Source organism: Bacillus cereus group sp. BcHK124 (assembly GCF_027712065.1).
Classification (GTDB): domain Bacteria; phylum Bacillota; class Bacilli; order Bacillales; family Bacillaceae_G; genus Bacillus_A; species Bacillus_A pacificus.
This window is the reverse complement of sequence record NZ_JAQFPJ010000019.1, coordinates 67111-89429: the sequence shown is the minus strand read 5'-3', so window position 1 is coordinate 89429 and position 22319 is coordinate 67111. Positions and strand designations below refer to the sequence as shown.

Genomic DNA, 22319 nt, shown 5'->3' with positions numbered 1-22319 from the left:
CCATTAGCTCAGTTGGTAGAGCATCTGACTTTTAATCAGAGGGTCGAAGGTTCGAGTCCTTCATGGCTCACCATTTTCGCGGAAGTAGTTCAGTGGTAGAATACAACCTTGCCAAGGTTGGGGTCGCGGGTTCGAATCCCGTCTTCCGCTTAATTACTAAGGGGCCTTAGCTCAGCTGGGAGAGCGCCTGCCTTGCACGCAGGAGGTCAGCGGTTCGATCCCGCTAGGCTCCATCTAATAGAGAAAGCTTACATCATATGATGTAAGCTTTTTTTGTGTTTAAAAAGACAACTTTCATACTTGTCATTTAAAATGGAGAAAACGTGAAAATAAAGGATGGGGATAATTATGAAAGTTGTTATTGCATCTGATTCATATAAAGAAAGCTTAAAAGCTATAGAAGTATGTGAAGCTATTGAAAGAGGTTTTGGAGCAATTTTTCCTAAAGCAGAGTATGTAAAAATACCAATTGGAGACGGAGGGGAAGGAACGGTTGATTCCCTTGTTGATGCTACAAGCGGGAGGATTATATCATTTCATGTGACAGGACCGCTTAGAGAGAGCGTACAAGCCTTTTACGGTATGTCTAAAGATAAAAAGACAGCGTTTATTGAAATGGCAGCAGCATCAGGCTTACAACACGTTCCAGCTAAAAAGCGAAACCCACTTATTACGACGACGAAAGGAACAGGAGAACTTATACTACATGCGCTAGACGAAGGAGCTGAGCATATCATTTTAGGACTGGGAGGAAGTGCTACAAATGATGGAGGAGCGGGTATGTTGTCAGCTTTAGGAGTCAGGTTTATAAATGGAAAAGGAGAAGTAATAGAGCCGTCTGGTGGAACGTTACATTCGATTGTCTCTATTGATTTTTCACAAATGGATTCACGCTTAAAGCATATAAAGATAGAAGCAGCATGTGATGTAGATAATCCGTTAGTTGGAATAAGAGGAGCATCTTTCGTATTTGGGCGACAAAAGGGTGCGGATGAAGAGATGATGAAAGAGCTGGATGAGAATTTAAAGCATTATGCGCATATCCTTAAACAATACCTATTTTGCGACGTATCTAAAATACCTGGTGCAGGAGCTGCAGGAGGTATGGGAGCAGCTGTTATTGCAGTGCTGAAGGGAAGCTTGCGGAGGGGAATTGAAATTGTATTAGATTATACAAATTTTGATAAGCATATAGAAGGTGCAGATTTAATTATAACTGGCGAAGGGAGAATAGATGAACAAACAGCATATGGAAAGGCCCCAGTAGGTGTTGCGGAGCGTGCAAAGCTTTTTCATATTCCTGTCATTGCGATTGGGGGATCAGTATCTCCGAATTACTCGGCTGTTCATGGAAAAGGAATTGATGCAGTATTTAGTATTACAACAAGTCCGACGACATTAGAGGAGGCATATAAAGTAGCAGAAGAGAATATTGAAATGACAGCAAAGAATATTGCAGCAGTGTGGAAAATAGCATCAGAAAAACACTTCTAAATGCGGGAGTGTTTTTTATTATTATCTAATAATAATGATAGTAGTTGCTTCATTAAGTTAACTTTATACATGGAATAGTCTTAAAATTTGGATTTCAAAGCGAATATAAGTGAATAATTTGTATATCCATACAGAAAAATGTCGAGTTGAGTCAGACTATATAAAAGATTTAAAATATTTAGTGAAGGCACAAAAGGGGGATACTATCTATGAAAAAAGAAATTTCAGTTATTGGAGTTCCAATGGATTTAGGACAGATGCGTCGTGGGGTTGATATGGGACCGAGCGCAATCCGTTATGCAGGTGTAATTGAAAGAATTGAAGAAATTGGATATGACGTTAAAGATATGGGAGATATATGTATAGAGAGAGAAAAAGAAGTAGATGTAAATACAAGCTTAAGAAACCTTACACAAGTTGCAACTGTATGTAACGAATTAGCAAGTAAGGTGGATCATATTATAGAAGAAGGACGTTTTCCACTTGTATTAGGTGGCGATCATAGTATCGCTATTGGTACATTAGCTGGTGTTGCGAAACATTATAAAAACCTAGGTGTTATTTGGTATGATGCACATGGCGATTTAAATACAGAAGAAACTTCACCATCTGGAAATATTCACGGTATGTCACTTGCAGCAAGTTTAGGGTATGGACATCCGGCGCTTGTAGATTTATACGGGGCATATCCAAAGGTGAAAAAAGAGAATGTTGTAATTATCGGTGCACGTGCATTAGATGAAGGAGAAAAAGACTTTATTCGAAATGAAGGTATTAAAGTATTTTCAATGCACGAGATTGATCGTATGGGTATGACGGCTGTTATGGAAGAAACAATCGCGTATTTATCTCATACTGATGGTGTGCATTTATCATTAGATTTAGATGGTCTTGATCCTCATGATGCACCAGGAGTTGGAACACCTGTAATTGGTGGCTTATCTTATCGTGAAAGTCATTTAGCAATGGAGATGTTAGCGGAAGCTGATATTGTTACATCTGCCGAGTTTGTTGAGGTAAATACGATTTTAGATGAGCGAAATAGAACGGCAACAACAGCGGTTGCTTTAATGGGTTCTTTATTCGGTGAAAAACTAAAATAAATGTAAGAAAAGCAACTGAGAAGTTGCTTTTTTTATTTGAAAATAGGCGTATAATAATGATTTATATTATACTGTACGATAAGAATGTTTGACATCTTACCAATTTAGACTAAAGGGGGTTGTTTGTAATTGTCGTTTGTTTCATGTATGGTATAATTAACTAGTTGTTGGAAATACATACAGATAGAGCATAAAACAATATTTCAATATATGGATAGAATTGCTCGTAAGTAGGAGGAAGGGTTAGCATGCCTTTTGAAGATACGACCATTTTGAAATATCTTAGTACGGCATTAGATATTGCCGTTGTATGGTTTATTATATATAAGCTAATTCTCATAATCCGAGGGACGAAAGCTGTTCAACTTTTAAAAGGGATTACAGTTATTATTGTCGTTCGGATGATCAGTATTTTCCTTGGATTGCGAACGCTATATTGGCTAACTGAACAAGTATTAACGTGGGGATTTTTAGCCGTTATTATTATTTTCCAGCCAGAATTGCGAAGAGCGCTTGAGCAGCTAGGACGCGGGAGTTTATTTTCGCGTACTGGAACTCATGAGGATGATGAGCCTGAAATGGTTGCAACAGCGATAGCGAAAGCAACGGAATATATGGGAAAACGTAGAATTGGTGCATTAATTACCTTGTCAAAAGAGACCGGTATGGGTGATTATGTAGAAACGGGTATTCCGCTAAATGCAAACGTATCATCGGAATTACTCATTAATATTTTCATTCCAAACACACCTCTTCACGATGGAGCAGTAATTATGCAAGGAAGTACCATTAAAGCAGCAGCTTGCTATCTTCCGTTATCAGAAAGTCCATTTATCTCTAAGGAGTTAGGAACTAGGCATCGCGCTGCAATGGGAGTTAGTGAAGTTACTGATAGCATTACAGTAGTTGTGTCGGAAGAAACAGGCCAAATTTCTTTAACGAAAAATGGTAAGTTGCATCGTGATTTGAAGACAGAACAACTGAAAGATATGTTGTTAGCTGAATTTAGTGCGAACGAAAAAACGACTTCTTCGTCTTTATGGAATTGGAGGAGAAAGCGTCATGGATAAGTTAATGGAGAATCATTGGTTTTTAAAGGGGATCTCATTACTATTGGCGTGTATGCTTTTTATGTCAGCGACTTTAACTGAAAAAAATACGACATCGGGGATACTACCTTTTGCAAATGATGCGAAAGAAACATTAACTAATTATGCTATTAACGTTAAGTATGATGAAGAGAAATATATTGTAAGTGGTATTCCGGCAGAGGGCGTTAAGGTGAAGTTAGAGGGTCCAAAGGCAGCAGTTGCTACGGCAAAAGCGAAAAAACAATTTGATATACCAGTTGATTTGAGAGGTAGCGAAAAAGGAACGTATGAAGTTTCTTTGAAAACGAATGGACTTCCAGATGATGTGAAAGGAACAGTTCAGCCATCAACAATTAAAATTACTCTTCATGAAAAAGCGAGAAAATATGTTCATGTAGACTTGAAATTATCAAATGAGGATCAGATGTCAGCTGGTGCTACGCTCGAAAAATCAAACATTAAACCTGATACGGTTGAGGTAGTTGGGACGAAAGAAGAAATTGAAAGTATTTCATCTGCTAAGGCGTATGTTGATTTAAAAGGTGTTAATAAAACTGTTACAAAAACACCCGAAGTGACATTATACAATAAAGAAGGCAAACGTTTAAATGTAAGAACAAGTCCATCTAAAATTAGTGTAACGTTGAATGTGGCGACGCAAGCTACGGCCAATAATACTGAAAAAACTGTTCCTATAACATATGCGAAAAAGGGGAGTTTACCGGAAGGATTGGCCGTTACAAATGTTAGCGTTGAGCCGAGAGAAGTAACGATAGCAGGTCCAAAAGATATATTGGATAATATACAATCGATAGAGGGGGTCGAAGTAGATCTTAGTCAATTGACAGAGTCTACAACATTCGATACCTCTGTTTTATTACCAAAGGGTGTAACAAGTGCGAAGCCAAATCAAGTAAAGGTTTCAGTAGGCGTACAAAAAACAAAACAAACGAAAACAAGAACGATTGATGGTATATCAATTCAAAAAAATGGACTTTCTAAAGACGTTACGGCCCAGTTACTTTCGCCGCAAGATGGGAAGATAAGCGTTGATATTTCAGGAGAAACAAGTATAGTAGATAAAATAACAGCTGCTCAAATAACAGCAGTGATTAATCTACAAAATGTGTCTCCTGGGACGAAGGATGTTGCTATTCAAGTGAGTGGCCCTGGTAATATTTCAATAGAGCCAAAACAAAAAAGTGCTAAAGTCACAATTGTGAAGAAAGAAAATCCTGATAAAGAAGTACAGGGTAACGGTGAGCAACCAAATTCAAATAATAATAAAGATAATCAAACTGAAAAACCAAAAAATCCTGAACCTGAACCTAAGCCTGATCCAGAAAAGGAAAAGGAGAAGGAGAAGGAACCGGAACAAAATAAAGATAAAGAAACTAGCCAAGAGCCAACAGTAGATAATCAAAAAGAGCCAGAAAAAGGAGCGAATCATAATGGGTAAATATTTTGGTACAGATGGAGTACGCGGGGTTGCGAATCAGGAGTTAACACCTGAGTTAGCGTTCAAAATTGGACGTTTTGGTGGTTATGTATTAACAAAAGATACAGACCGTCCAAAAGTAATTATCGGCCGTGATACACGTATATCAGGACATATGTTAGAAGGAGCTTTAGTAGCAGGTCTATTATCAACTGGAGCAGAAGTAATGCGTCTTGGTGTTATTTCTACACCAGGTGTTGCTTATTTAACGAAAGCGTTAGATGCACAAGCTGGTGTTATGATTTCTGCATCTCATAATCCAGTACAAGATAACGGAATTAAATTCTTCGGTTCAGACGGTTTTAAATTAACAGATGAGCAAGAAGCAGAAATCGAAGCTTTATTAGACAAAGAAGTGGATGAATTACCACGTCCAACAGGTACGAACCTTGGGCAAGTGAGTGATTATTTTGAAGGTGGACAAAAGTATTTACAATACATTAAACAAACTGTAGAGGAAGATTTCTCAGGTTTGCATATCGCTTTAGATTGTGCGCATGGTGCTACATCTTCTTTAGCTCCGTACTTATTTGCTGATTTAGAAGCTGATATTTCAACAATGGGAACTTCACCAAATGGTATGAACATTAACGATGGAGTAGGTTCTACACATCCAGAAGTATTAGCTGAATTAGTAAAAGAAAAAGGTGCTGATATTGGCCTTGCTTTCGATGGTGATGGTGACCGTTTAATCGCTGTAGATGAAAAAGGAAACATCGTTGATGGCGATCAAATTATGTTTATTTGTGCAAAGTACATGAAAGAAACTGGTCAACTAAAGCACAATACAGTTGTTTCAACAGTTATGAGTAACTTAGGTTTCTACAAAGCACTTGAAGCTAACGGTATTACAAGTGATAAAACAGCAGTTGGTGACCGCTACGTAATGGAAGAAATGAAGCGCGGAGGTTACAACTTAGGTGGAGAACAATCAGGACATATTATCTTACTTGATTACATTACAACTGGTGATGGAATGTTAAGTGCACTTCAACTTGTAAACATTATGAAAATGACGAAAAAACCATTATCTGAGCTTGCAGGAGAAATGACAAAATTCCCGCAATTACTAGTAAACGTTCGTGTAACAGATAAAAAACTAGCACTAGAAAACGAAAAAATTAAAGAAATTATTCGTGTTGTAGAGGAAGAAATGAACGGTGATGGCCGCATTCTTGTTCGTCCATCTGGAACAGAACCACTTATTCGTGTAATGGCAGAAGCACCAACACAAGAAGTTTGTGATGCATATGTACATCGCATTGTAGAAGTTGTGAAAGCGGAAGTTGGCGCTGAATAATTTAATAAATTTATTGAAAAGGAGCACAATAAGTGCTCCTTTTTCATATGTTTTATAGATGGTGAAAAAATTTTCATTGACGGTTTATCCATGTTTGTTATAAGATGGTCTTGTTCTTTTTCTCAAAGGAAATATTGTAAATTATAGAAGCGCCAGAACTACAAGTAGTGTAGTTGACGAGGTGGGGTTTATCGAGATTTCGGCGGATGGCTCCCGGTTGTTCATCACAACCGCAAGCTTTTACTTAAATCATTAAGGTGACTTAGTGGACAAAGGTGAAAGTGTGATGAGAGAAAAGGAACGGATACAAACTAGCTGTATAAGTATATACGGACTTAAACCCAATCGAGAGGAAGGTGAAAGCCGTTACAAGCTTACAGGGCTAGCAATATGTAATCCGTTTTTTAGTATAAATAAAAATGGTATCGGACTATGTCGTTACATGTTCGCAGAGCAGTGTAAGCATTTGTAACGGCGACTAAACATGTGTGGAATCGTAGGATTTATTGGAGAGCAAGATGCAAAGGAAATTTTATTAAAAGGTTTAGAAAAGCTAGAATATCGTGGATATGATTCAGCAGGTATTGCAGTACAAGCAGAGAACGGTGTTGTTGTATACAAAGAAAAAGGCCGTATTGCAAAACTTCGCGAAATCGTAGATGAGAACGTAGCAACAAGCGTGGGAATCGGTCACACACGCTGGGCTACACATGGTGTTCCGAGCAAAGTAAACGCGCATCCGCATCAAAGTACATCAAAGCGTTTTACACTAGTTCATAACGGTGTAATTGAAAACTATGAGTTAGTGAAGAAGGAATATTTACAAGATGTAACGTTCGTAAGTGAAACGGATACAGAGGTTATCGTACAGCTTATGGAACAACAAGTGAGCACAGGACTAAGTGTAGAAGAAGCGTTCCGTAATACGCTATCTCTTTTACATGGCTCTTATGCAATCGGATTACTTGATGCTGAAAATCCAAACATGATTTATGTTGCTAAAAACAAAAGCCCGCTATTAGTAGGTGTTGGTGACAACTTTAATGTTGTGGCGAGCGACGCTATGGCGATGTTACAAGTTACAGATCAATTTATTGAATTAATGGATAAAGAAATTGTAATTGTAACGAAAGAAAGTATTACAATTAAAAACTTACAAGGTGAAACGATTGAACGTGCACCGTTTACAGCGGAATTAGACGCAAGTGATATTGAAAAAGGAACATACCCTCATTTCATGCTTAAAGAAATCGATGAGCAACCACTTGTTATCCGTAATATAATTCAAAAGTATCAAGATGAAAATGGCGAGATTGAATTAGATCAAGACATCCGCAATGCGATTTTAGATAGCGATCGTATTTATATCATTGCATGTGGAACAAGTTATCATGCAGGTCTTGTTGGAAAACAATTTATCGAGAAGTTTGCAAAAATGCCAGTTGAAGTGCATGTAGCAAGTGAATTCTCTTATAACATGCCATTATTAACAGAAAGACCATTCTTCATTTACATTTCACAAAGTGGTGAAACAGCTGATAGCCGTGCAGTACTTGTACAAACAAATGAAATGGGTCATAAAGCATTAACGATTACAAACGTACCTGGTTCTACACTTTCTCGTGAAGCGGATTATACACTTCCGTTATACGCGGGACCAGAAATCGCAGTTGCATCAACGAAAGCTTACACAGCACAGCTTGCAGTACTTTCAATTTTAGCTGCAGATATTGCTAAAGCAAAAGGTGAAGTTCTTGGTTTTGACTTAACACACGAACTAGGACTTGTAGCAAATGCAATGGTACAACTTTGTGATCAAAAAGAAGAAATGGACGCATTAGCAAAACAATTTTTAGCAACAACGCGTAACTGCTTCTTCATCGGACGTAGCGTAGACTTCTACGTAGGATTAGAAGGTGCGTTAAAGCTAAAAGAAATCTCTTACATCCAAGCAGAAGGATTTGCTGGAGGAGAATTAAAACACGGTACAATCGCTTTAATCGAAAATGGTACACCAGTTATCGCACTTGCTACACAAGAGCACGTAAACCTTGGAATTCGTGGTAACGTGAAAGAAGTAGTAGCACGAGGAGCTAACCCATGTATCATCTCAATGAAAGGCTTAGAAATGGAAGGTGACAGCTTCGTATTACCAGCTGTACACGAAGCGCTAGCACCGCTAGTAGCAGTTATTCCATTACAACTTATCTCATACTACGCAGCACTTCACCGCGAGTGTGATGTTGATAAGCCACGTAACTTAGCTAAGTCTGTTACGGTTGAGTAGGAGATTGGTAGGTTAATAAATATAGTTATAGCTTTAAAATAAATTTACAAATTTGTACCCCATTAGATATTTTATCTAATGGGGTATTTTTATGCTCAAAAAGAATATCTAAAATTGGTAAGTGGATCGAACCCTATAGATTAAAATTTTACTTTATGGGATTTACTTTTATTTATCTGAATTTTCCGTTAATATTTTAAGTATCCGTGAACAATTTCCTTTATTACGACAAAAAGAGACGAGAGATTTATGGACATTACAAGGGGGCTTATTAATGAACGTGAAAGAAAAAACATATTTAAGTATAGAAGAGATTATTTCATTACCAACCTTATCAAGTACCAATATAAGCGATGATGGCAAAAATGTAGCATTTGTTAAGAGGACAGCTAACTGGAAAGACAATACATATAGAAATCATGTATGGATATATGAAAAAGGTAAAGGGCAAAGTTATCCATTAACAAATGGGGATATAGATAGTACATGCCCATTATGGTCTCCAAATTCTAGGGATATTGCATACCTTAGCCCTGTTGGTAATGGGAAAAGTCAAATCTTCGTTAAGTCATTAGATGGTTACGGTGGGGTACAAATTACTAATGAGGAAGAAGGGATCAGTACATTCAAATGGGATCCTACCGGTAAAGGTTTTTATTATATTACACAGTCAAAAGAATGTGAGGAAATAAAGAAACGTAAGGAGCTATATGGAGATTTTCAACATGTAGGTAAGGAACATCAGAATAATTGTTTATGCTACATTGAAATAGAAAAAGTGATACAAAATGATAAAGAGGAACGAGAGAGTAACGGTGTTTATCAATTAACTGATGGTAAAGATTTTTATATCCATGACTTTGATATTTCAAATGATGGGAAAAAGGTTGTATGTATGGCTACACCAATTATAAATGATCATATGAATGGTGATCTCTACATATTAGATGTTGAAGCTGGAGAACTACAAAAAATGAATATGGATAAGTTGTTGGGCGGGAGCGTTTGCTTTTCTCCTGAGGGCAGTAAAATGTGCTACGCAGCAAGCATAAGAGAGAAGGAGTATTATAGAAACCATATACAAGAGAGTACATTAGAGATATATGATATGCATACTGGAGAGGTAATTCAGCCCTTAACAAACTTTGATAGTACGGTTATGCCATTACAGTGGACAGCTAAAGGAATTTTAATTAGATGGCAGGATAAAACGAATTATCGTATTGGATTACTAGCTGAAGATGGCACTGTGAAAGCATTAAGCGACAAAATAGATGGCTTTATAATGGATGCTTCTATAACAAGAGATGGAAATCATATAACCTATAATAAGGCTATAACAAATGAAACTTTTGAAATCTATTTGGATGATAAAAAAATAACGAATGAAAATAGCTTTTTCGACGGGAAGCTTAAAAGTAACAGGGAAATCATCTCGTGGAAAAATAGTGATGGTCTTGAAATAGAGGGTATTTTATCAATCCCAGTAGAGTTTGACGCAAATAAAAAATATCCTTTATTAGTAGTAATTCATGGAGGTCCGGCTTGGGCATCCTTCCCGATATTTTCAGACTGCTTCAATGAGAAATATCCTATTGAACAGTTTGTTGAAAAAGGCTTTATCGTTTTAGAACCAAACTATAGAGGAAGTTCTGGTTACGGTAATGAATTTTTAAAAGCAAACTATAGAAAACAAGGATTTGCTGATTATGATGATGTTATATCTGGAGTGGATGCACTAGTTGAACAAGGGATTGTAGATAAAGATAGAGTAGGAGCTATGGGATGGAGTAACGGAGGATATATATCAGCTTTCTGTTCGACATTTAGCAGTAGATTTAAGGCTATTTCAGTTGGAGGCGGAATTACGAACTGGAGTACCCATTATGTAAATACCGATATCCCTTACTTTATTAGCATGTATTTAGGAAATAATCCATGGAATGACCCAGAGATATATAAGAAGACATCACCAATGACATATATTAAATCAGCCTGTACGCCTACGTTAATTCAACACGGAGAAAAGGATGTAAGAATTCCCATTACAAATGCATATGAGCTATATGAAGGATTAAGAGAAATGGAAGTTGATACAGAATTAATGATATTTAAAGGAATGGCATATAGTTCTGATCAGCCAGGAATGAATGTAGCTATTATGAAACAGAACTTGATGTGGTTTTCACATTATATTCTTGGGGAAAGTATGGAGGGATTTCGTACTATATAATGGATATTCGTACAGGGATTTTTCGTTGTGTAATCGGGTCAGATTGTTGTAAACTGTATGCAAACCATTATGATTATAAGGAAACGTAATTCGGAGGACGAATATGACAGCGAATAAAAATGAGTTATCTGTAGAACAACGTGAAGAACTATTAAAAGCATTACAAGCTCGTTTTGAGAAAAACATGAACCGCCATGAAGGTCTTGAATGGGCTAAAGTTGAAGCGAAGATAGAAGCTAATGCTGAAAAATTATGGTCACTTAATGAAATGGAAGTAACAGGCGGTGAGCCGGATGTTGTTGGTTATGATGAAGAGAAGGACGAGTATATTTTCTGCGATTGCTCAAAGGAGAGTCCTAAAGGTCGTAGAAGCCTTTGTTATGATCTTGAAGCGTTAGAAGCAAGAAAGAAGCATAAACCGGAAAATAACGTTATTGATGTGGCAACTGCTATGGGTATTGAACTATTAACAGAAGAACAATATCGACAGTTGCAACAACTTGGGGAGTTCGATACGAAATCATCAAGCTGGGTACAAACACCTTTAGATATTCGAGAACTCGGTGGTGCTCTATTTTGTGATTATCGCTTCGGACACGTTTTCGTGTATCACAATGGGGCAGACTCTTATTATGCTGCCAGAGGTTTTCGTGGTTCGTTAAGAGTTTAAATTTGGAGTAAATAAAAAAGAGCCTATACTCAGGCTCTTTTTCTTATTTATATTTTAAGAGTAAACCGTTACGTTACTACGCAGTTTTACTTAATTTATATGTTCCGTGGTTGTTTTTACGGAAAAGTTTTGGGAAAACATAGCCATCTAATCCAATACGTCCAGCGTTCTGTCCTGCAACTAAAATGAACATAGTCAAAATAAGCAGGTTTGGATTTACACTAACAGTTCCGCTTAATAAAAATGAAAGATTCATTATGATTCCGAAAAATGCAGCTGTTTTTGTTAAGCCGCCTAAAATCAAACCTAGACCTACTAAAATTTCTCCCCATTGAACTAAAAAGCTAAATAGGTCTGCGTTTGGAAGAACAAAATGTTGAAGAAAATCTGCCCACCAACTTTGTACTGCAGGGTGGTCACCTGATGCTTGAGCAATAGCACCTTTTAGAAAACCACTTGCGTCAAAAGATTGTCCAAAGACTTTGCCGATTCCAGCAGCGAGCCATGTATACCCTATGTAAAGTCGTAAAAATAATAACATGAAAGTAGCACGTTTATCAGTTCTTAAAAAATTGATAACCATTGAAATCCCTCCAATATTGTATTTACAAGTTTATTATATATCCATTGTGAAAAGATTCACAATGGATAAAGTGTGAACAAAAATTGTGATTTTTCATTTGTACATAAAGTATTTGGAAATGTATTGTTTGGAGGGTGAATAATACATAAAGGGAGCTCTCCACTAAAATAGGTAGCGCCCTTCATGTACGTTCTTTTAACTAGCTACTATTAGTTTATCTTGTCTTTTCCTTATTATTTCTCCGGTTTTATATAAGGAACAACTTGTGCAGTAACGCCTACAGAAGCACCGCGAATAAAGTCTTGGTTTTCTAATGCCTTAAAGTTTTCTGTTTTTCCTGTTAGCATAACCCCTAAGATTTTCACTTGATCAAATGGTTTGCCCTTGTTTGATTTTAAAAACCTCTGGATAGTTTCGTCATCTCCATCGTCATCGTATTGGTTAAGTGAATCAACGAAATCTTTGTACGCTTCTTCAGGGGACTTGTCTGGATTAAATCCATAAACGGGCATACCAGCAGGTCCTTTGCTTTCATCTCCAATTGGTGAGATCATATATAACCATACAATGTTTAAGTTGTCTGGAATTTTTTCTTTAATTTCTTGTAGTGTGTAGGGCTGATTGAAAGAGATAGCAACTTCGGCAACATAGTTGTTCATTTGTGAAACTTCCCCTAATTCATTTTGGACACCATCAAAATATTCCTTAATAGCCGGATTATAAAATGTTGCAAATTTTTTCTTTGTTTGTTTATCGTACTCATAGAACTCTTTATTGGACCAATAAAAACCAGGCGTTAATTCATTGGAATCGATATTGATGCGGATCCAACCATAGGAGCTTGTTAATGTATTCCACGGGACTACGTAGCCATTAATATTTTTAGAACGATTTGATATAATATTGCCGCCAAACATGGATGAATTAATCGTTACTTGAGAATCAATTTGTACATTCGGTTCTGCAATGTCGTTATGTAAAAAGAGTCGTTCGTGAAGCTTCGTAGAGCTTTTCGCTGCAAAGTAATTGCCAACTTTATAAATTATAGGGATAAGCATGATTACAACGATAATAGAAGTAATGATGATTTTAAGTAACTGTTTCCTTTTCGCTTTTTTTAATGCATCTTTTAAAGAAGTATCCATTAAGGTTTTCCTCCTATTTTTGAGTGAATTGCTTTACGTGCACGATGTAACTTTTGTTTGACGCTGTTTACTTGAATATCTAGTATTAGGGCGATTTCCTCATATGAAAAGTTGTAGTAGTACTTTAAAAAGAAGGCCTCTTTATGTTCTAGTTTTATATCTTTTAATAGATAGAAAATCTCATCTTTATTTAAAACAGCGTCTAATTCTCGGTCTGTATATTGTAATTTCGAATAAATCTCTTCAGTTAAATAGATGTTTTGGTGCTCTTTTTTCCTTTTCAAGTCAATGTATTCGTTTAATGCGACTCTGAAAAACCATGGACGTATGTTACTCTCGGTTAGATTATCTAGCAATGTGTATACTTTATAGAAGGTATTTTGGATGATGTCTTCTGCATCTTCTTTTATAGCCCCTTTCGCTAGTAGTAGTTTGAACACTTCCTCCCCTAGATTGATAAGATAGGAGGTTAATATATTTTCTTTTCCCATCACTTTTCCTCCCTACACTTATACAACGGATAGGTAATGATAAATGTATACACTTAAATTAAAGTTTTGTTCTTTATACAAATAGAAAAGGCATATAACAATCATATGTTATATGCCTTTTCTATTATATATTTAGTAATTTATTTAGGTAATGTAAATTTAGCTTTTTTACCTTGTGAAATATCTTTAGCTTCTTTATTTCTCATAGGTCCTAACTCAATCTCAAAGCTTTTGTCTTTCCAAATCTTTTCATACTGCTCTTGATCTAAAATAAATACTTGTAGTAACTCTCCAGATGTTCCTGTTTTGACTGAAGCATTATAGTCATAATTTAATAGCATACCTTCATTAATCGTATATTGTGTACCATCATTCACTCTCAATGTAGAGCTTATAGGAGATAGTGAAACGTCTTGAGTATCTTTGTTATCAAGCTTGAATTTCACCGTTAATAGAACAATACCATTTTTGAAATTTGCAAAGCGTGGAGCTTCGACGGAATTCGGTGTGAATTGAGTAAATTGGTATCCGTCTAATGTAACATGAACAGCACCTAATTCTTGGCTGTTATTAATACTTGATTTCTCTTTTAACATTTTTTTATCGCCCATGTTATTAGCCGTAGCTTTATCTTGGTAGAAAGTTTTATCTGTTGCAACCTTTTCAGCACCTTGTTTATTTAAACTTAATGAAAAGCTTCCAGGGCTTCCGATTGGAGCATCGAATTTTCCTTTATTAGCTTGTGCAGTTGGGACTGTGACTGAGACTGTTGAGAGACTTGAAATTTTCGCTAGATCATCTTTTCCGAATGGATACGCGATATAACCAGAAATGGTTTCTCCTGCTTTTACTAAGTAATCATTCGTTGGAGCAAGCTTAGTTGGTAGCTGATCTTCTTTTGGAATTAAGTCTTTATAGTTACTATATACTTTCTGAGCACCAGTAAATGACATGTCCAATGCTGGCATATAATAAATATCTTTAGCTGAACTATTTTTTACGCTATAGTTTACAAGAATGACTCCGCCCTCTGTTTGGCGGTTAAATGGAATGTTAAAGTCCGTATGGAATCCATTTAATTCAACTAATGTATAACTGTTCATTGATACTGAAACATCTTCAGCTTTATAGACTTGTGGTTCCTTATTTTCAAAAAGAACTTTTGTTTTACCACCTGTTTCTTTTTCCATATAGGAAATCAGCTTAGCGTAGTCGTTTGAGCCAGTAGTTGTATTTTCAGGCTTTTTATCTTCAGTTTTTTTATCTTCGGATTTTTTTTCAGCAGGTTTACTTTCTTTCGTTGTATCCGATTTTTCCGTTTTGCTTTCTTTTGCTGCATTCTCTTTTTGTTCTTTATTTGTCGTATCGCTTTGACCACAGCCGGTTATTACAAAAGCTGCTACGATTACTGCAGAAAATAAAGAAAGTAATTTTTTTGACATGTTTCTTCCCCCTATTTGTTTAAAACTAAACTCTCACATTAGCCCCACATTTTATTATAAGAAGGTTAGTCAATATTTACCAGAATTTTTTCTGATTATTTTTATTATTTTGATATTAGAATGTAATGAAATTAATAGGAGTTCAACATGGAATATTTGTTTTTATCATTTAAAATACTGCATCATATTGGTATGATAAAAATAGAGATATATGGAAAGGAGACAAGGACTCAATATGTGGATGAACTTGTAATGATTCGAAATTAGATAGATGAATTTTTCTCTCATAAGTGAGGGGTTATTTAGCTATCTATAAATCATGCAAGGACTGCATATTTGGCTTGTGCATCCCTTTTGTAAGGATATTATACTTATGTGGGGAAATTCATATCTCTTATATAAAATATGCGTCCTTTAAAATTGGAGGAGTATATGATGAATCAATTAAAACATAAAGTAGCAGTTGTTACAGGAGTAAGTCGTCTAGATGGTATAGGCGCAGCAATTTGTAAAGAATTAGCTGAAGCAGGATACGATATATTTTTTACGTATTGGACAGCTTACGATAAAGAGATGCCTTGGGGCGTTGAACAAAATGAACAAATACAATTAAAAGAAGCGTTGCTAAAAAACGGTGTGAAAGTATCGAGTATGGAGTTAGATTTAACTCAGAATGATGCACCGAAAGAGCTTATAAATAAAGTTACTGAACAACTAGGCTACCCTCATATATTAATTAATAATGCAGCGTATTCTACGAATAATGATTTCTCTAATTTGACTGCTGAAGATCTGGATAAGCACTACATGGTCAATGTTCGTGCGACTACATTGTTAAGTAGTCAATTTGCCCGAGGATTTGATAAGAAATCTGGTGGTAGAATTGTAAATATGACTTCAGGGCAATTTCAAGGACCTATGGTTGGAGAACTGGCGTATGCAACAACGAAGGGAGCTATTGATGCTCTTACTAGTTCGTTGTCAGCCGAGGTAGCTCATTTAGGAATAACAGTGAATGCAATTAACCCAGGTCCAACCGATACAGGCTGGATGAATGAAGAGATAAAGCAAGGATTAAAGCCAATGTTTCCTTTTGGAAGAATTGGTGAACCAAAGGATGCAGCAAGGCTCATTAAGTTTTTAGTAAGTGAAGAAGCAGAGTGGATTACGGGACAAGTTATTCATTCAGAAGGTGGATTTAAAAGATAAAAAAAGAAGGTATCTCACTCTAGTGAGATACCTTCTTTTTTTATCTTATATATTTTATTTTAAGATAATCGAAACGTTCCCTTTTTTATGCCCGTTTTCTACATACATATGGGCTTCAGCAATCTCTTCTAACCGGTAAGTTCTATCAATAACAGGCTTTAAATTTTCTGTTTCAGTTAGTTTTTTTAGTAGAAACATATCTTCTTTACTGACCTTTGCCATCATGCCATTAACAGATACATATACACCAGTAGGCGTTAATGCTTTTTTTCCAAGGGATCTTTTATGTTTTCCAACAGCATCAAATATAACATCATAGTATTCCCCCCGCTTAGTAAAATCTTCTTTCATATAATCGATTACCTTGTCAGCCCCTAAAGATTGCACTAGTTCAAAATTTGAATGACTACAAACAGCTGTAACGGTTGCGCCGAAATATTTAGCAAGTTGTACGGCAGCTGTTCCTACTGATCCAGATGCGCCATATATTAGTACTTGTTGTCCCCTTTTTATACGGGCCTTTCTTAGGAAGTGTAGTGCCGAAGTTGCGCCAAAGGGAATAACTGCTGCTTCCTCATACGTTACATTGGTAGGTTTTAATGCTACTAATCCACTTTCATGTACACATGTATATTCTGCATAACCACCGACATTAAGCTCTGTTAATGCAAAAATTTGATCTCCTTTTTTAAATTGAGTTACATCTGTTCCTATTTCTTCGATTTCGCCGGATAACTCTACACCGAGTATAGGCTTTCTCGGTTTTCTAAAACCTAATATGATCCGCATAGGAATCCAAAATAAGAGAGGGCTATTAAAGCCGCGTATTCTACAATCTCCAGTCGTTACACTCGTTGCGTGAATTTTGACTAATACTTCGTTCTTTTTAGGTATAGGTTTCTCTATATTTTGAAGCTGAAGAACATTAGGTGGTCCATACTTTGTGCAAATGATTGCTTTCATAATGACCTCCTGAATTTAGTTGTTGTTATTTATATCCTATTTAAAATTTTCATCAAACATGTTAAATAATGAAATTGAAAATCATATGGATTTAAAAGAAAAGCGGGTGGTATTATTTGGTAAAGGGGGATTTTTATGAAGAAAATCATGATAGCTTCTAGTTTGTTACTTACAATTGGTTTAGGAGTAGGGTGTAGTAGTGATAAAGTATCGAAGACGGATGGACCCAAAACGGCATCAGTAAAGAAAGAGAAGGAATTAGCGGCAAAAGATGTTTTTAATAAGGCGTATGAAAACTTAAAAAATGAAGAGTATGTAACGTTGATGCAGAATATGGACATAAAGGCTGACGGACAAGAACTGAGTATAGTGAAGGCTAAAATACAAATAGAGCCAAAAACAAAGAGTTCTCGTGCTGAAATGAATGTTTCGGGTACGGACATTATCATTTATGGTGTAAAGGATCATATTGTTGGTCAAGTGAAGAATCCTAATACAGGTGAAGTTATATCTATACCAGAGGAGAAATTAAATATTAGTGGGATGAATGCAGCCAAGAGTGTGAAAGAGAATGTAGAAATCCCGCCAGAAATTGTACAAAAAATGAAGATAGAAAAAAGCGGAGACAAATATAAATTAAAGCTCAGGTTAAAAGGAAAAGATGCAGAGAGTATTTTAGGTAGTATAGGTGAAACACAGAAGAAAGCATTAGAAGCACAAAATGCAAAGGTAGAAGAGATAGATGCAGAATATATGATTACAAAAGATTTTAAATATGAATCATTGAGATTGGATATAGTTGTGAGTAGAAATAGTAAGGAGAAAGCACACTTTATGACGGATATAAAATATACATCGTATGAAAAATTTGATCCAATACAGTTGCCAGCAACGAATTGATTGATTTGAAGAGAGATGCCCCAAAAAGCAAGGGCATCTCTCTTTTTTTCGTTACTAACATATTTTCTTCTTAGAAAAATAGGTACAATATGTAGTGAAAGAAATTCAAACAAGGAGAGTGTCATTTGAAAAAAAGAAAGATAGTAGTGGCCATTGTAGCGTATACCGTTTTGCTTGCAACGTCTGTACATACATATAAAAAACAACTGGATCATCCTATTATGAGTGATGTAGGTAAATTGCTTCCGACAAAAATAAAACGCGTTGAAAGTGCTATGGATGAGCACTCGTTAATAAAATTAGTGCAAGATGCGAATGTTTCTGGAGAGAAGATTTCTATTGCTGGTATGCAACATAGTCAGGGCGGGCAGACATATTATCCCCATGGGACGATGCTTGATATGAAAGGGTATAATAAAATATTAGAATTTGATCCAGAGAAGAAGCGCATTACAGTTCAAAGTGGTGCCACGTGGAATGACATTCAGAAGAAAGTAAATCCATATGGTCTTGCTGTTCAGGTGATGCAGTCGCAAAATATTTTTACGGTTGGTGGTTCATTAAGTGTAAATGTACATGGTCGTGATATTCGTCATGAAGCATTGATTGATACAGTAGAGTCGTTTAGATTGTTAATGGCGGATGGTACGGTGCGTAATGTAAGTAGAGAAGAGAATGCAGATTTATTTCCTTATGTCATTGGCGGTTACGGGTTATTTGGTGTCATTTTAGATGTGACCTTAAAGTTAACAAATGATGAATTATATGAAACGCACACGAAAATGCTAGATTATAAAGAATACACGTCTTATTTCAAAGAGAAAGTGAAAAAAGATGAAAATGTTCGTATGCACTTAGCTCGTATTTCTGTTGCTCCAAATTCATTTTTTAGAGAAATGTATGTGACAGATTATACATTGGCAAAAAATCAAAATATGAGGGAGGAATATAGTAAATTAAAAGAAGAAACTATTATAGCAGCGCCTAAATTTTTACTTGGATTATCACGCTATAGTGATTGGGGAAAAGATACGTTTTGGGATATACAAAGAAGTTATTTTGAACGTACAGATGGAAAGTATGAGACGCGAAATAATGTTATGAGGTCAGATAGTACCTTTATGGAATATGAAAATCCGAATAGGACAGAGGTGTTACAAGAATATTTTGTGCCTATAGATTCTTTCACGGAATATATAGATGATTTACGTAATGTATTAAATGAGGAAGAGTTTAATTTGCTCAATATTACGATTCGTTACGTGGAAAAGAATGAAAATGCAGTTTTATCCTATGCGAAAGATGATATGTTTGCACTGGTTCTTTTAATTAATCAAGGGCGTTCTGAACATGAGATAAAGAAAACAGAGGATGTTATTCAGAAGATGATTGATGTTACGTTAAAGCATAAAGGTAGTTATTATTTACCGTATTATTCTTATCCAACGAAAGAGCAGTTAAAGAGAGCATATCCTCGTATAGAAGAATTTCTTCAGAAGAAAAAAGAAGCGGATCCAAAAGAGAGATTTGTGAATTTATTTTATAGGGAGTATACGAAATGACATATAGAAGATTTGTAGCTTCACAAAGCATCATTATGATGGCAGGAAGTATGGTATTTCCTTTTTACATTCTATTGCTTCGGAATGTTGGAAATAGCTTCTCACAGTTTGGCTGGGCATATGGCTTATTTGCCTTAACTTCAGCTCTAGTATATCCGTTAGTTGGAAGAATCTCTGATAGAGTAGGTGATAGAAAGTTATTAATTATATACGCTTGGTCTATGGCTGTGTTAATGCTTTGTTTCCCCATTGCAACAGAAGTATGGCATGTATATATTCTTCAAATTTTAATGGGTATTTTAGGAGCTGTGCAACGTAATACAGAGAAGACATCGTTAGCGCGAAAGGTTGTGCAAGAAAATGCTGGTTATGAGATTGGAAAATATCATGTGTGGACATCGATTGGAGGAGCAGTAGCAATTATTGTAACAGGATATTTAGTAGATTTCTTTACGATCGGCACGATTTTTTATATTGCATCTATCTTATATGTAGCAAGCGGAATTGTATTAAGCAGTAAAAAAATATAATCATTCCCATTTTTACCTGAATAACCTTTATTTGTTATACTAAAGGGGAAGACAAAAGAAAAGGGGACATTGCCTTTGATGAAATTTTTAATTTTAGCTATTCTCACTTTGTTTTTGATTCCATGGACAAGAAGAAGCGGTAGTAAACTTCGAGCAGTGGATAAGAAAGGGGATGAGAAGGTTGTAAAGGGTAAGAAATCATCTATTTTAGTTATTCCAGTTTTATTTTGGATAGGTATTGCAATCTATGAATATTTTTGGCTAATTGATGATCGAGCAGATTCAATTCTTACTCATTATTCTGTTGCAGTAGCGATTTTAATTGGGCTTGTTTTATTTTCCCAAGATCAAATAGGTAAATTAGAAGGTACGTTAAAAGGACTTCTAATGCTTGTTTTACTTGCAAGTTACGGCTACTTTGGTTATTTGCACGATATAGTAATCTCGCAAAAGAAATATGATTCTGTTGTAAAGGTAGAGAAAGATATTTCAGAGCCATTTACTGAAAATGATCAGCCATTTACAGTGCCGCCAAAGACAGCGGAGAATAAGATGAAAAAAGTATTTGGGGATATTCCGAAAGTAGCTTATTTTGAGCTAGGAGAATTAACGCCACAAATGGTAAATGGCGAGGCTTTATATGTAGCACCGATTGAAGTTTCAGGGTTTTTTAAAGCACGTAAAGCTGAGACAATTCCAGGGTACGTCACGATGTCAGGTACGAATCCTGATGCAGAAGCGAAACTGCACCTTGGTTATAAAATGAAATACGTGCCAAGCATGTTTTTCGGAAATAATTTAGAGCGTGTGGTAAGGCAAGCAGAACCAAATTTAATCTTTAAAGGAAAACCTAAATTTGAAGTGGATGATAAAGGGAAACCGTATTATACAATGACGTACGGTGAATTTATTTCAGGAAGATCTGGATTTGAGGTAGAGGGCGTTGTAGTAGTAGATGCACAAACAGGCGAAGTGAAAAGATACGATAAAGGAAAGGCACCTAAATTTGTTGATGGCGTATTAAATCACGAGACTGCATCTACGTTAAATACGTACTTCGGTAAATATATTCACGGATTTTGGAATACAAAATTCTCGCAAACTGATATGAAGATCCCGACTGAGTGGGGAACGAAAGAAGGAGTTACACCGATTTTCGGTAAGGATGGAACATTATATTACTTTACTGATTTCACTTCTCCGAAAGAGGGAGTAGATTCTGCACTAGGTTATTCACTTATCGATGCGCGTACAGGTAAGTTGTATTACTATAACGGAAAAGAAGTAAAGGGAATTATGGATGGTTCGGCTGCTTCGGAAGTCGTGGATAATTCTTTTAAGAGAGAAAAGTGGCATGGAACGATGCCGGTTATTTATAACGTGTACGGTAAACCTTCTTGGATTGTACCTGTTATTGATGACGGAGGATTAGTACGTGCCCATACTGTTATCTATGCTTCTAATGCGAAAATATTTGCAACAGGTTCGACGCAAAAAGAAGCGCTTGAGAATTATAAAAATGCGCTGAGTGGAAGCGGAGATTCATTTAGACCGACTTCAAATGGAAAAGAGGCGCAAAAAGAAGGCACTGTACAACGTGTATATAAAGAAAAATCAGGTGAAAATACAATCGTGTACGTACTGTTAGAGAATGAACAAAAAGTATTTATGATACCTGTGAAGAAATTCCCATATGCTATGTTTACAGAAGTGGGAGATCCAATTCAAATCACATATTTAGATACAGGAGAGGCGATGTCTTCCGTATCTAAATTTACAAATAGTAATTTGAACAAGTAAAGCGATAGAAATTCTATC

The 22319-nt window shown here is 36.0% G+C and carries 19 protein-coding genes and 2 tRNA genes; 16 read left to right on the top strand and 5 right to left on the bottom strand.

Annotation, left to right across the window (positions count from 1 at the left end; translation table 11 throughout):
- Positions 1-78 precede the first annotated feature (78 nt).
- From PDK19_RS21880 to PDK19_RS21830, 11 genes are all read left to right on the top strand, one after another.
- Positions 79-150: transfer RNA gene (locus PDK19_RS21880), tRNA-Gly, on the top strand.
- A 10-nt stretch (positions 151-160) separates the two neighbouring features.
- Positions 161-233: transfer RNA gene (locus tag PDK19_RS21875), tRNA-Ala, on the top strand.
- 115 nt (positions 234-348) lie between these two features.
- Entirely contained in the window at positions 349-1494 is a 1146-nt protein-coding gene (locus tag PDK19_RS21870; protein WP_000869572.1) for a glycerate kinase, read from the top strand.
- Between the two features lie 209 nt (positions 1495-1703).
- Positions 1704-2597: an arginase gene (gene rocF / locus PDK19_RS21865; RefSeq protein ID WP_000711567.1), complete on the top strand. Its 894-nt coding sequence runs from the start codon at positions 1704-1706 to the stop codon at positions 2595-2597.
- Between the two features lie 248 nt (positions 2598-2845).
- Complete coding sequence (gene cdaA, locus PDK19_RS21860; RefSeq protein ID WP_001115703.1) at positions 2846-3667, top strand: diadenylate cyclase CdaA; 822 nt, start codon at positions 2846-2848, stop codon at positions 3665-3667.
- Complete coding sequence (locus PDK19_RS21855; RefSeq protein ID WP_000359581.1) at positions 3660-5147, top strand: CdaR family protein; 1488 nt, start codon at positions 3660-3662, stop codon at positions 5145-5147. Before cdaA ends, PDK19_RS21855 begins: the two co-directional genes overlap by 8 nt.
- Positions 5140-6486, top strand: coding sequence for a phosphoglucosamine mutase (gene glmM / locus PDK19_RS21850; RefSeq protein WP_000521482.1), 1347 nt, complete (start codon positions 5140-5142; stop codon positions 6484-6486). Before PDK19_RS21855 ends, glmM begins: the two co-directional genes overlap by 8 nt.
- 286 nt (positions 6487-6772) lie before the next feature.
- Positions 6773-6958, top strand: coding sequence for a hypothetical protein (locus tag PDK19_RS21845; protein WP_001208183.1), 186 nt, complete (start codon positions 6773-6775; stop codon positions 6956-6958).
- 12 nt (positions 6959-6970) lie between these two features.
- Positions 6971-8773 (top strand): glutamine--fructose-6-phosphate transaminase (isomerizing), encoded by a 1803-nt coding sequence (gene glmS / locus PDK19_RS21840; protein ID WP_000334168.1) that lies wholly within the window; start codon positions 6971-6973, stop codon positions 8771-8773.
- A 274-nt stretch (positions 8774-9047) separates the two neighbouring features.
- Positions 9048-11006 (top strand): S9 family peptidase, encoded by a 1959-nt coding sequence (locus PDK19_RS21835; RefSeq protein ID WP_001101060.1) that lies wholly within the window; start codon positions 9048-9050, stop codon positions 11004-11006.
- Between the two features lie 103 nt (positions 11007-11109).
- Positions 11110-11676, top strand: a complete 567-nt coding sequence (locus PDK19_RS21830; protein WP_270708039.1) for a DUF4256 domain-containing protein — start codon at positions 11110-11112, stop codon at positions 11674-11676.
- Positions 11677-11752: 76 nt separating this feature from the next.
- Here the strand turns inward: PDK19_RS21830 and PDK19_RS21825 are convergent, their stop codons facing one another.
- From PDK19_RS21825 to PDK19_RS21810, 4 genes are all read right to left on the bottom strand, one after another.
- Complete coding sequence (locus tag PDK19_RS21825; protein ID WP_000236371.1) at positions 11753-12259, bottom strand: DoxX family membrane protein; 507 nt, start codon at positions 12257-12259, stop codon at positions 11753-11755.
- 233 nt (positions 12260-12492) lie between these two features.
- Positions 12493-13404 (bottom strand): sigma factor regulator N-terminal domain-containing protein, encoded by a 912-nt coding sequence (locus PDK19_RS21820; RefSeq protein ID WP_000381487.1) that lies wholly within the window; start codon positions 13402-13404, stop codon positions 12493-12495.
- Positions 13404-13895 (bottom strand): RNA polymerase sigma factor, encoded by a 492-nt coding sequence (locus tag PDK19_RS21815; RefSeq protein ID WP_000514145.1) that lies wholly within the window; start codon positions 13893-13895, stop codon positions 13404-13406. Before PDK19_RS21815 ends, PDK19_RS21820 begins: the two co-directional genes overlap by 1 nt.
- A 140-nt stretch (positions 13896-14035) precedes the next feature.
- Positions 14036-15337: a DUF5068 domain-containing protein gene (locus PDK19_RS21810; RefSeq protein WP_000038595.1), complete on the bottom strand. Its 1302-nt coding sequence runs from the start codon at positions 15335-15337 to the stop codon at positions 14036-14038.
- 432 nt (positions 15338-15769) lie between these two features.
- Between PDK19_RS21810 and PDK19_RS21805 the strand changes: the two genes are divergently transcribed.
- Positions 15770-16546 (top strand): SDR family oxidoreductase, encoded by a 777-nt coding sequence (locus tag PDK19_RS21805; protein ID WP_270708037.1) that lies wholly within the window; start codon positions 15770-15772, stop codon positions 16544-16546.
- A gap of 54 nt (positions 16547-16600) precedes the next feature.
- Here PDK19_RS21805 and PDK19_RS21800 read toward each other — a convergent pair whose 3' ends face one another.
- A complete protein-coding gene (locus tag PDK19_RS21800) occupies positions 16601-17509 on the bottom strand; it encodes an NAD(P)-dependent alcohol dehydrogenase (protein WP_000643851.1) in 909 nt (302 codons plus the stop codon).
- 135 nt (positions 17510-17644) lie between these two features.
- Between PDK19_RS21800 and PDK19_RS21795 the strand changes: the two genes are divergently transcribed.
- The 4 genes from PDK19_RS21795 to PDK19_RS21780 all read left to right on the top strand — a co-directional run bounded on the left by PDK19_RS21795 (position 17645) and on the right by PDK19_RS21780 (position 22301).
- On the top strand, positions 17645-18409 hold the full coding sequence (locus PDK19_RS21795; RefSeq protein ID WP_014893374.1) for a DUF6612 family protein: 765 nt from the start codon (positions 17645-17647) through the stop codon (positions 18407-18409).
- 125 nt (positions 18410-18534) lie between these two features.
- Complete coding sequence (locus PDK19_RS21790) at positions 18535-19971, top strand: FAD-binding oxidoreductase (protein ID WP_270708035.1); 1437 nt, start codon at positions 18535-18537, stop codon at positions 19969-19971.
- Positions 19968-20501, top strand: a complete 534-nt coding sequence (locus PDK19_RS21785; RefSeq protein ID WP_000222370.1) for an MFS transporter — start codon at positions 19968-19970, stop codon at positions 20499-20501. The genes PDK19_RS21790 and PDK19_RS21785 overlap by 4 nt, the downstream gene beginning before the upstream one ends.
- 78 nt (positions 20502-20579) lie before the next feature.
- Complete coding sequence (locus PDK19_RS21780) at positions 20580-22301, top strand: DUF3981 domain-containing protein (RefSeq protein ID WP_000670270.1); 1722 nt, start codon at positions 20580-20582, stop codon at positions 22299-22301.
- Positions 22302-22319 lie beyond the last annotated feature (18 nt).